A 10792-nucleotide genomic window follows, 5' to 3' on the forward strand; every position below is an offset into this window, starting at 1 on the left:
AAACTGGTGCCCATTCCGGGAATCGGACCCGGGACCTCTCCCTTACCAAGGGAGTGCTCTGCCACTGAGCCAAATGGGCAAACCCAACCTGCAAAAGCAGACCAGGCAAAAACTTATCTAACCGAGCAAGCACATCAACTGTGGAGCGGGGTAGGAGAATCGAACTCCTCGCTTTAGCTTGGAAGGCTAAGGTATTACCACTATACGAACCCCGCACAGACTTGCCTTGCAAGCAACCGCTGCGGCTTCCCCGCACACACGCCTCTGCGGCTACCAAAAAATCAACTAATCACTGGTGGAGAGGGCTGGATTCGAACCAGCGTACTCGTAAGAGGGCAGATTTACAGTCTGCTGCCATTAACCACTCGGCCACCTCTCCTTGGTGAACCACAGATTATGCCATGAAAATATGACACTGGCGCAAAGACAACGAGGAACATCGGTTTACCAGGCGATCGGCGAGCACCCGTGTTGCTGCAAAAAAGCGTTGGCCAAGCCAAAGTGACCACAACCCAAAAACGGCTTGGGCGGGCGCAGGGCGGACAGCGGTGACGGATGGTTCGCTGTCAGGATCAGCGGACGGCTGTTGGCGCGACCGGTCGTTGCTGCGCTCGCCTCGATCAGTGCCTGTTTGGTCTGCGCGTGAGCACCCCACAGCATGAAAACCAGGCAATCGTCTTTTTTCGATACCGCGCTGACGATGGCGTCAGTCAGCACTTCCCAGCCGCGCTGGGCATGGCTGGCGGGCTGGCCCGCTTCAACGGTGAGGCAGGTATTGAGCAGCAGGACGCCCTGGCTTGCCCAGCGAACCAGCGACCCATTGCCGGGTGGCGGCAATGCGGTGTGCCCAAGGGATGGATCCCGGGCAATTTCCTTGAAAATGTTACGCAAGGACGGGGGCGGCTTGACGCCCGGCGCCACAGAAAATGCCAGCCCTTCGGCCTGCCCCGGCCCGTGATAGGGATCCTGCCCCAGGATGACTACTTTGACCTGTGCCAGCGGCGTCAGCGCCAGCGCCCGAAATGGCTGCGGTGGATAGATGATGGCGCCGCTGGCCAGGCGCCCGCCCATGAACTGGCCCAATTGCCTGGCGACGCCGCTGGCCAGAAAACCATCGACCACGGGATGCCAGTCATCCGATACCGGCCAGCGCTCCGGTGCCCATTCGGTCAGATGAGGGGAATCGTCGGCGTTTGGGATCGGCGCTAGCCCGTCAAACGGAAAACTGGTCTGTAGCCCCTGTGACGTGGGCACTAGATGCTCCTAAATAAATAGCAAATCGGGTCGACAGGCATTCCGGCCCAGTTGCCGCATCAGGCAACGGCAAACAGGGCTGCCAGCGCCTCGCCCGGGTCGGGCGCCCGCATGAAGGCTTCACCTACCAAAAACGCATTGACACCGGCGGCCCCCATGCGCAGCACATCGTCGCGGGTATGGATGCCGCTCTCGCAAACCAGCAAGCGATCGGAAGGCACATCGCGCATCAGGGACAGCGTGGTCTCCAGCGACACCTCGAAGGTCTTGAGATTGCGGTTGTTGATGCCGATCAGGGGCGTTTTCAACTGGAGGGCGCGCGCCAACTCGGGGGCATCATGCACTTCCACCAGCACCGCCATGTCCAGGCTGCGGGCAATCGCCTCAAAATCTTTCATCTGCGCGTCATCCAGGATGGCGGCAATCAGCAAAATGGCATCGGCGCCCATGGCCCGGGACTCATATACCTGATAGGCGTCCACGATGAAGTCCTTGCGCAGAACGGGTAACTGGCAGGAGGCACGCGCCTGCTTCAGGTAGTCCACGCCGCCCTGGAAGAACTGCACGTCGGTAAGCACTGACAAACAGGCTGCACCATGCTCGGCATAGCTTTGAGCGATATCTGCCGGAATAAAGTCCTCCCGCAGCACGCCTTTGGACGGACTGGCCTTCTTGATCTCGGCAATCACAGCGGGCCGACCGGCCGCAATTTTGGCGCGCATCGCACCGACGAAATCCCGCGTCAAAACCCGTGACTCGGCATCCGCGCGCATGAGCGCCAGAGATTTCTTGTTCAGCGCCGCTGCGATTTCCTCGCGCTTGACCACAACAATTTTGTCCAGAATATCCGTCATTTCTCATCCTTATCCACTGGCACAAACGGCCCTTGCATGCGCTGCTTGAGGTAGCGCTCGCCGCGTTCTGAACTCCCCAATCTGACCCACAGGTAAACCCCCAACGCAGGGGCACCCACCAAAACCAGCACCGTGATGAGCGTGTTCATGAAGATCCACCTTTCAGTTGTTGGGACAGGTCGACCAGCTGTGCCAGTTTGGCCCTGGCCGCGCCGGATTCAATCGCGGCCCGGGCCCGATCCACACCCGCCTTCATCGAATCGGTCACATTGGCCGCGTACAGGGCCACACCCGCATTGAGAATCACGATGTCCCTGGCGGCGCCGGGCGCATTGTCCAGCACGCCCAGCAGCATGGTTCTGGACTGCTCCGGCGTTTCCACCTTGAGCGCGCGGTTGCTGGCCATGACCATGCCGAAGTCTTCCGGGTGGATTTCGTACTCGCTGATCTCCCCGTTCTTGAGTTCACCCACCAGTGTCGCCGCGCCCAGGCTGACCTCGTCCATGCCATCTTTGCCGTACACCACCACGGCGTGCTCGGCACCCAGACGCTGCAGCGCCCGCACCTGGATACCCACCAGGTCCGGGTGAAACACCCCCATCAGGATGTTGGGTGCATTGGCCGGGTTGGTCAGCGGCCCGAGCAGATTGAAGATGGTCTTGATACCCAGTTCTTTGCGCACCGGCGCCACGTTTTTCATGGCGGGATGGTGATTGGGGGCGAACATGAAGCCAACGCCGGCCTGCGCAATGCACTGGGCAATGGCCTCGGGCGACAGGTTGATGTTGATGCCCAGCGACTCCATCACGTCGGCGCTGCCGCTCTTGCTGCTGACGCTTCGGCCCCCGTGCTTGCTCACCTTCGCGCCGGCGGCAGCGGCCACAAACATGGAACAGGTCGAGATGTTGAAGGTGTGCGAACCGTCGCCGCCGGTGCCCACGATGTCCACCAAATTGGTTTTGTCGGCCACATGCACCTTGGTAGAGAACTCGCGCATCACCTGCGCCGCCGCGGTGATTTCACCGATGGTTTCCTTCTTCACCCGCAAGCCGGTGATCAGGGCCGCGATCATGACCGGCGACCACTCGCCGTTCATGATCTGGCGCACGATGTGCAGCATTTCATCGTGAAAAATCTCGCGGTGCTCGATGGTGCGCAGCAGCGCTTCCTGCGGGGTGATCATGTGGCTATGGGGCATGGTGATATTTTTCAGTGAAGGGGATTGTCCGTCAGGGCCAGTTTCAGCCCAAATCCGATGAAAACGGCGCCGGCGACACGCTCCAGCCAGTGCATGCCGTGTTGCAGTGCGGCAAAGCGCTGTGAGGCCGCGGCGCCCAGCGCCGCATAGCCGAGGTTGACCCATAAGCCATTGAAGTTGAAGATCAGGCCCAGCAGCAGGAAGGCGGCGGTCTTGTGTTCAGCGGCCGGTGCAATGAACTGCGGCAGAAAGGCCAGAAAGAACAGGGCCACCTTCGGGTTCAGCACATTGGTCCAAAACCCGGTCACGAACACTTTCTTTAGATGATTTTGGCCTTTAGCCCTCGTGGATATTGCGTCGGCAGCTATTGAATCAATAGCGGATGTGGAAATGGAGGCATCCGGCGACTGGCTGTCAGGCGCCTGTGCCCCGGCAGATTTTCCTCGACCGGTCTTCGCTCCGCCGATCGCCAGCATAGTCCAGCCGACGTACACCAGATAGGCAGCGCCCAGCCACTTCAGGACCGAAAAGGCGGTGCTCGACGCGGCCATCAGGGCACTCACTCCCAGTGCTGCGGCTGCAATGTGGACGAAGCAGCCCGCCGTGATACCCAGCGCGGCGACCGCGCCGGTACGCCAGCCGCGTTTGAGCGAATGAGTGACGATGTACAGCACGTCGGGCCCGGGTGTCAGGTTCAGCAGGATGCCGGCGGCGATGAACAGTCCCAGATGGTCGATTCCAGCAGTCATCGCGGCGCCAGGAAGTTCTTCAACATGGCGTGGCCGTGCTCGGTGAGGATGCTCTCGGGATGAAACTGCACGCCCTCGATGTCCAGCGTACTGTGCTTCACGCCCATGATTTCGCCGTCATCCGTCCAGGCCGTGATCTTGAGGCAGGCCGGGCAAGTCGGACGATCAATCGCCAGCGAGTGGTAGCGGTTGACCGTGAACTGCGAGGGCAGCCCGGCAAACACACCTTCTTGCGTGGTGGTGATGACGCTCGTCTTGCCATGCATCAGCTGCTGTGCCCGGATGATCTTCGCCCCGAAGGCGGCGCCAATGGACTGATGGCCCAGGCACACGCCCAGAATCGGCAGCTTGCCGGCGAAGTGTTGAATGGCGGCGACCGAGATGCCGGCCTCGGCTGGCGAACAGGGGCCGGGCGAGATCACAAGGCGGTCCAGCTGGCCACCGCGCAAACGCGCCTCAATCTCGTCGAGCGTGATTTCGTCATTGCGGAAAACTTCAACCTCGGCCCCCAATTCACCCAGGTACTGGACGATGTTGTAGGTGAACGAGTCGTAGTTGTCGATCATCAGAAGTTTCATGGGGTCTATCCAGTTGAATGTCAGTCGGCAGCCTGAAACAGTACGAATCTGTCGCGCCCGGCCGTTTTGGCCTGGTACATCGCAGCGTCGGCATGGCTCGTCAGCGTGCCCTCATCGCGGCCATGCTCCGGGTAGATGGCAATGCCTGCGCTGGACGAGATGCTGACCTGTTGCCCCTCCGGCAGCGTGAAAGGTTGTCTGAGGGCCGCATGAATTTTTTCCGCCACCCGAAGCGCATCCCCCGCCGCCTGGATGCTGGGCAACAGCAGCACAAATTCATCGCCGCCGATGCGCGCGACCGTGTCGGACTCGCGCACACAGGCTGCCAGACGTTGACCTACCGCCTTCAGCAGTTCATCGCCCGCGCTGTGGCCGAACTCGTCATTGACCGGTTTGAACTTGTCCAGATCGAGGAACATCAGGGCCAGGCGGCCATTTTCCCGTTTCGCACGAATCACCGCTTGATGCAGCCGGTCATGCAGCAGGCGCCGGTTGGGCAGGCTGGTGAGCGGATCGTAAAAGGCCAAAAGGTTGATCTGCTCCTCAGCGGCCTTGCGCAGGGTGATGTCGGTTTGGGTTGCGACGAAATTGGTCACCACCCCGTCGTCATTACGGACGGCGGTGATGCTGAGCCAATTGGGAAATACTTCCCCGCTTTTTCGTCGGTCCCAGATCTCACCTTGCCAGGTCCCGTCGCGATTGACATCCGTCCACAGGGCCGCATAAAACGCGGGGGCATGCCGATCTGACTGCAACATCCGCGTCGTGTGCCCCACCACTTCTTCTGCCGGGTAGCCATAGAGGTCGGAAAAAGCGCGATTGACGCGAAGAATTCCCGCTCGGCCGTCTGTAATGATCGTGCTTTCATGCGACTCAAAGGCGGTGGCGGCAATGCGCAAATCGGCTTCCCGCATCTTGCGCTCGGTGACATCCTCGGTCGTTCCAATCAGGCGACTCGGCGCGCCAGAGCCATCGTCATAGAGCACCGCCCGGTTGCGCATGAAGCGCAGCTGACCATCGTGGCGCCGAATCTGGAACGTCAGGTCAAACGGCCGGCCTTGTTTCATCGTGGCGCGGGTGGCGTCCTTCATGCGTTGCAACTCTCCGGGTAAAAGGAGTTGCTGCCAGTCGTCGTTGAGTGCACTCACTGTCTTGGGGTCCAGCCCGAACAAATCAAACATCGCCGGATCCCAGTGGTAGCGTCGGGCTTTCAGGTCCAGCTCCCAAATGCCGACGTTGGCGGCTTCGGTGGCCAGCTTGAGCCGCTGGTTCACTACGCGTTGCTGCAACTGCTGCCGCTGGTAGATGACGAGGCCAGCCATGCTCAGCAGCACAAACAGCGCATACACCAGAAGCTGGTTCCTGACATCGCGCTGCCAGGGGGCAAACAAGGCATCCCACTCCCGGCTGAGCGACACGACCAGCGGCTTGTCCATCGCCAGTTCAATCGGCTGGATGGTACGCAGCACGGGCAGCCGTTTGTCCCCGGTGGAGGGGGCGATGCCGTCGAAAGTGCTGACCGGGCGCCTGCTTTCCAGATGCTGCCTGAAAAAAGAACCCGGAACAGACACATCCTTGCCGATGACATCGACCAATGCCGGTTGGCTGACGAATATCTTGCCATCGCCATGCACCAGCATCGACCGCATGTCATCGGCATAGCGCACTGAATTCAGCAAGATTTCGAAGTCCACCGGGTCAACCGCGGCGGACACTACCCCGGCGAATTCTCCATTCGGATCAACAATCGTGCGGCCCACGTTGATGACAAAATTCCCCAGTACTGTCTTGAACGGCGAACTGATAAAAAAAGTTTTTTGACTCAATGACCGCAATGGCGCCTGAAAATATTCGCGCTGAGAAACGTTAATCCCGATCAGCTCTTCACGGTTCGCCAGGGTGACGGTCCCCTTGGCATCCACTACCAAAAAAGTGCGCACCGACGGCATAGATACTTCCATGCTCTTGAGCCGGCGGATCGCCCGCTCGTGGCCATCGGGTTGCCCGGCCCAATAGGGCAGCTCGGCCATGACCGATTCCAACGCAAGGTTGATGGCAACCAGCTGACGCGAGAGGTTGTCTTCAATCACCTTTGACTGGTTCGTGAGGCGCTCGCGTTCCACCGTTTCGATGCGTTCATGCTCGCGCTGGAGGTTGAAGACAAGAAAAGCACCCAGCGCGCCCATACAAGCTGCCAGCAGCAGCCAGGGTCTCCAATAAGTCCGGAAGCGATTCACTCCAGGCCTTCTTCAACCAGTTCAGACGCCCGCAACAGAGCCCGCGCTTTGGCTTCGGTTTCCCGCCATTCCAGCTCGGGCACAGAGTCGGCCACCACGCCGGCCGCCGCCTGGACGTACAGCGTCTGGTCCTTGATGATGCCGGTGCGGATGGCAATCGCTACATCCATGTCTCCGGCATAACTCAGGTAACCGCAGGCTCCGCCATACAGGCCGCGCTTGGTCGGCTCCAGCTGGTCGATCAATTCCATGGCGTGCACCTTGGGCGCGCCGGTGAGAGTGCCGGCCGGAAACGTCGCCCTGAGCACGTCCATGCTGGTCATGCCGTCATTGAGTGTGCCCTCCACATTGCTCACGATGTGCATCACGTGGCTGTAGCGTTCGACGCTAAAGGCCTCGGTCACTTTCACGCTGCCGATTTTGGCGATGCGGCCAATGTCGTTGCGTGCCAGGTCGATCAGCATCACGTGTTCGGCCCGCTCTTTCGGGTCGTTGATCAGCTCCACTTCAGCCGCCTTGTCCAGCTCCGGGCTGGCGCCCCTCGGACGCGTACCGGCCAGCGGCCGAATGGTGATCTTTTGCTCAGTCCGCCCGTCGATGGTGACCTGCTCCTGGCGCACCAGAATCTCAGGCGACGCGCCCACCACATGGAAGTCACCAAAGTGGTAGTAATACATATAGGGGCTGGGGTTGAGCGCGCGCAGGGCGCGGTACAAACTGAGTGGCGACTCGGTGTAGCGCTTCTTGATGCGCTGACCCACCTGCACCTGCATGAAGTCGCCTCCAGCAATCAGCTCTTTGGCACGCTCCACGGCAGCGATGTAATCCGCCTTGGCAAAGTCACGCTCGGCCGGATAACCCTGCGTCGGCTTGACCACCGGTGCACTCACCGAGTACCTGAGCTGGTCCTTCAACTCGCGCAGGCGCTTCTTCGCATTGGCATAAGCCTCCGGGCGGGACGGGTCGGCGTACACAATCAGATACAGCTTGCCCGACAGGTTGTCGATCACCGCCAACTCTTCGCACTGCAGCAGCAGAATGTCCGGGCAACCCAGAGTGTCGGGCGGGCACGAGGACACCAGTTTTTTCTCGATGTAGCGCACGGTGTCGTAGCCAAAATAGCCCGCCAGTCCGCCGCAAAAACGCGGCAGGCCCGGGCGCAGCGCCACCTTGAAGCGTTTTTGATAGTCGGAGATGAAGTCCAGTGGATTGGCGGTCGAGGTTTCGACCACCACGCCGTCGGTGACCACTTCGGTGCGCACATCGGCGCCAAAGCCCATGGCGCGCACCAGGGTGCGGGCCGGCAGGCCGATGAAGCTGTAACGTCCAAAGCGTTCACCGCCCACCACGGACTCCAGCAGGAAGCTGTATTTGCCGCTGTCTTTGGAGTGCGCCAGTTTCAGGTACAACGACAACGGGGTCTCCAGATCGGCAAAGGCCTCGGCCATCAGGGGGATGCGGTTGAAGCCCTGGGCGCTCAGGCTTTTGAATTCAAGTTCAGAGATCATGAAGAGAGTTCTTTCAGTTCAGGGCCGGACTGTGAGCACGCGGCATGACATGACGTCATCAGAACACGGAGGGGTTCCAGCGGGCAGCACAGGGTGCTGCGGTCCATTCAGACAAGGGAGAGGAGAAGTCAGGCGCGAGCCATTGTTCCTTGCCGCGTACGCCAGGGCCAGGCTCCCCGGTCGCTGCAACCTGTGATGCTGATGCGGTGAATGAACATGGCGCCAGTGTAGCAAACCCTTTGCGCATGGCGGCCCCCGTACCCTTACGCGATTACCCTCTTGCACGCCACTGGAAACACCTGCAGAATGGGCGCTGCATCAAAAAAGCACGGTCGTGCTAATCATTGGAAAATCATGAAATTCATCAAAAATCTGACGCTGGCAGCAATGGCCGGCGCCTTCGCATTGAACACCCTGGCTGCTTCCATTGACGTCAGTGGCGTCAAAGTCGAAGACAGTGCAATAGTGAGTGGCGCCAAGCTGCAGCTCAATGGCGCCGGGACGCGCTACAAAGGCCCGTTCAAAGTCTATGTGGCTGACATATATGCTGGCAAGAAGTTCTCATCACTGGAAGAGCTGGTGGCCGCCCCCGGCCCCAAGCGCTTGACCATGACCATGTTGCGTGAGGTTGACGCCGGCGCGTTCGGCAAACTGCTCACCCGCGGCATGGAGGACAACACACCGCGCACCGAGATGTCCAAGCTGATCCCCGGATTGATCCGCATGGGGGAGATATTCAGTGCCAACAAGGTACTGCTCCCGGGCGATGTGATCATGCTGGACTGGATCCCCGGCACCGGCATGGTCGTTACGGCCAAAGGCAAGGTGCAGAGCGATCCCTTCAAAGAGCCCGAATTCTTCAAGGCCATGATGGCGATCTGGTTGGGTCCGGTCCCTGCCGACTTCAAACTCAAGGATGCCTTGCTCGGTGCCAAATAGGTGGGTGATCGGGATGCCCGTCGCCGGGAATAGCCGCTCAAGACGGTAGCCCGGCGAAGTCCTTCCTCTGCGTCTTCAGGCAGTGCCAACGAACGTTATCGGTCGACTTTTCTGAACGTCAAATGACGTATATTGTTGCCAGGGGCAAGGGGCCAGATTTCGAAGGCAATGGCCCGTCCTGTTGACCAACAATAAGGGAATGTTCATGGAAATTGGTGAATCACGCGTTCGCGCTATGTCTGTGGCGCTCCTGGGTGACAGGGTGCTTCTGGTGGCTATCGGGCTCAGTGCCGTAGCCAGTGTCATTCTGGGGTTCCAGTTCGTTGACACGGGTCTGGCCATGGGGGCCACCCTGGCACTGGTGATCGTTGCAGCATTGGCCTACGCTGGCGCCAGGGCCACGGTTGCCAGCCGGTTTGTGCTGACCTTTGTGCTGGTCAGCCTGGTGGCCTTGCACATTCAACTGGCCCGGGGCATGACCGAGTTCCACTTTGGCGTGTTCGTCACGCTGGCCCTCCTGCTGGTCTACCGGGATTGGCGGACTATCGTTTTTGGCGCAGCGTTGTTTGCTGTACATCACGTCCTTTTTGACCGGCTGCAGGCGGCTGGGTATGGGATCTTCTGCCTGACTCAACCAGACTTCATGCGCGTCGTGTTGCATGCGGTGTATGTGGTCGTTCAGTCGGTCGTCGAGGTGGTTCTTGCGGTCGGCATGGCACGTGCGGCGCGCGAAGGTGATGAGCTGGGAGATATCGTGTCAAGGGTCAACCGTGCTGACGGTATCGCGCTTGACGTGTCGGGTGTGACGGCGCTGACGCCCGCCGGTCAGGCGCTCAAGATTACCCTGCAACGGATGGATACGGCGGTCTCCGCCGTCCGCACGGGCGCCTCGAGCATTGAGGTTGCCTGCACTGAAATTGCCCAGGGCAACAACGACCTGTCGGCCCGCACCGAGAGCCAGGCCAGCGCCCTGGAAGAAACGGCCGCCTCCATGGAGCAGCTCAGCGCCACCGTAAAACAAAACGCTGACAGCGCCCGTCAGGCCAACCAGCTCGCCATGAGCGCCAGCTCGGTGGCGGTCAAGGGCGGTGAGGTCGTGGGTCAGGTGGTCGAAACCATGAAGGGCATCAACGACTCCTCCCGCAAGATCTCCGACATCATCAGCGTGATCGACGGCATTGCCTTCCAGACCAACATCCTGGCCCTGAACGCTGCTGTGGAAGCTGCAAGGGCCGGCGAGCAGGGCAGAGGCTTTGCCGTGGTGGCCGCTGAAGTGAGAAACCTGGCCCAGCGCTCGGCGGCAGCGGCCAAAGAGATCAAGACCCTGATCGGCGACTCCGTCGACAAAGTCGAAGAAGGCAGCAAACAGGTGCTGGAGGCCGGCAAGACCATGGAAGAGATCGTGGACAGCGTCAAGCGCGTGACCGACATCATGGCCGAGATCACGGCCGCCAGCCAGGAGCAGACCCAGGGCA

10 protein-coding genes and 3 tRNA genes are annotated in these 10792 nt (G+C 60.3%); 2 read left to right on the top strand and 11 right to left on the bottom strand.

Annotated elements, in window-relative coordinates; translation table 11 throughout:
* Nucleotides 1-4: 4 nt before the first annotated feature.
* From Q7T10_RS09390 to trpE, 11 genes are all read right to left on the bottom strand, one after another.
* Nucleotides 5-79: transfer RNA gene (locus tag Q7T10_RS09390), tRNA-Thr, on the bottom strand.
* Between the two features lie 62 nt (nucleotides 80-141).
* Nucleotides 142-215, bottom strand: a tRNA-Gly gene (locus tag Q7T10_RS09395).
* Nucleotides 216-293: 78 nt separating this feature from the next.
* Nucleotides 294-379: transfer RNA gene (locus tag Q7T10_RS09400), tRNA-Tyr, on the bottom strand.
* Nucleotides 380-444: 65 nt separating this feature from the next.
* Nucleotides 445-1200, bottom strand: coding sequence for a uracil-DNA glycosylase (locus Q7T10_RS09405; RefSeq protein WP_304747644.1), 756 nt, complete (start codon nucleotides 1198-1200; stop codon nucleotides 445-447).
* A 113-nt stretch (nucleotides 1201-1313) separates the two neighbouring features.
* Nucleotides 1314-2108 (bottom strand): indole-3-glycerol phosphate synthase TrpC, encoded by a 795-nt coding sequence (gene trpC / locus Q7T10_RS09410; protein WP_304747635.1) that lies wholly within the window; start codon nucleotides 2106-2108, stop codon nucleotides 1314-1316.
* Nucleotides 2105-2257 carry a hypothetical protein gene (locus Q7T10_RS09415; RefSeq protein WP_304747636.1) on the bottom strand — a complete coding sequence of 51 codons (153 nt, stop codon included), beginning with the start codon at nucleotides 2255-2257 and terminating at the stop codon, nucleotides 2105-2107. The genes trpC and Q7T10_RS09415 overlap by 4 nt, the downstream gene beginning before the upstream one ends.
* Nucleotides 2254-3306 (bottom strand): anthranilate phosphoribosyltransferase, encoded by a 1053-nt coding sequence (trpD, locus tag Q7T10_RS09420; protein WP_304747637.1) that lies wholly within the window; start codon nucleotides 3304-3306, stop codon nucleotides 2254-2256. The genes Q7T10_RS09415 and trpD overlap by 4 nt, the downstream gene beginning before the upstream one ends.
* A gap of 11 nt (nucleotides 3307-3317) precedes the next feature.
* Nucleotides 3318-4055, bottom strand: a complete 738-nt coding sequence (locus tag Q7T10_RS09425; protein ID WP_304747638.1) for a LysE family translocator — start codon at nucleotides 4053-4055, stop codon at nucleotides 3318-3320.
* Nucleotides 4052-4633 (bottom strand): aminodeoxychorismate/anthranilate synthase component II, encoded by a 582-nt coding sequence (locus Q7T10_RS09430; protein ID WP_304747639.1) that lies wholly within the window; start codon nucleotides 4631-4633, stop codon nucleotides 4052-4054. Before Q7T10_RS09430 ends, Q7T10_RS09425 begins: the two co-directional genes overlap by 4 nt.
* 20 nt (nucleotides 4634-4653) lie before the next feature.
* A complete protein-coding gene (locus Q7T10_RS09435; protein ID WP_304747640.1) occupies nucleotides 4654-6870 on the bottom strand; it encodes a diguanylate cyclase domain-containing protein in 2217 nt (738 codons plus the stop codon).
* Complete coding sequence (gene trpE / locus Q7T10_RS09440) at nucleotides 6867-8378, bottom strand: anthranilate synthase component I (protein ID WP_304747641.1); 1512 nt, start codon at nucleotides 8376-8378, stop codon at nucleotides 6867-6869. Before trpE ends, Q7T10_RS09435 begins: the two co-directional genes overlap by 4 nt.
* Before the next feature lie 354 nt (nucleotides 8379-8732).
* Here trpE and Q7T10_RS09445 point away from each other — a divergent pair, with 354 nt between their 5' ends.
* A complete protein-coding gene (locus Q7T10_RS09445) occupies nucleotides 8733-9317 on the top strand; it encodes a chalcone isomerase family protein (RefSeq protein WP_304747642.1) in 585 nt (194 codons plus the stop codon).
* A gap of 235 nt (nucleotides 9318-9552) precedes the next feature.
* Nucleotides 9553-10792 (top strand): methyl-accepting chemotaxis protein (locus tag Q7T10_RS09450; RefSeq protein ID WP_304747643.1); only part of this gene is annotated, 1240 nt, incomplete at its 3' end.

The sequence above is a fragment of the Rhodoferax sp. genome (genome assembly GCF_030646845.1).
GTDB lineage: Bacteria > Pseudomonadota > Gammaproteobacteria > Burkholderiales > Burkholderiaceae_C > Rhodoferax.

What these genes read in the sequence shown, in the direction of transcription:
- trpC (WP_304747635.1), bottom strand. Translation starts at nt 2,108, where the DNA reads ATGACGGATATTCTGGACAAAATTGTTGTGGTCAAGCGCGAGGAAATC.
- Q7T10_RS09415 (WP_304747636.1), bottom strand. Translation starts at nt 2,257, where the DNA reads ATGAACACGCTCATCACGGTGCTGGTTTTGGTGGGTGCCCCTGCGTTG.
- trpD (WP_304747637.1), bottom strand. Translation starts at nt 3,306, where the DNA reads ATGCCCCATAGCCACATGATCACCCCGCAGGAAGCGCTGCTGCGCACC.
- trpE (WP_304747641.1), bottom strand. Translation starts at nt 8,378, where the DNA reads ATGATCTCTGAACTTGAATTCAAAAGCCTGAGCGCCCAGGGCTTCAAC.
- Q7T10_RS09430 (WP_304747639.1), bottom strand. Translation starts at nt 4,633, where the DNA reads ATGAAACTTCTGATGATCGACAACTACGACTCGTTCACCTACAACATC.
- Q7T10_RS09445 (WP_304747642.1), top strand. Translation starts at nt 8,733, where the DNA reads ATGAAATTCATCAAAAATCTGACGCTGGCAGCAATGGCCGGCGCCTTC.
- Q7T10_RS09425 (WP_304747638.1), bottom strand. Translation starts at nt 4,055, where the DNA reads ATGACTGCTGGAATCGACCATCTGGGACTGTTCATCGCCGCCGGCATC.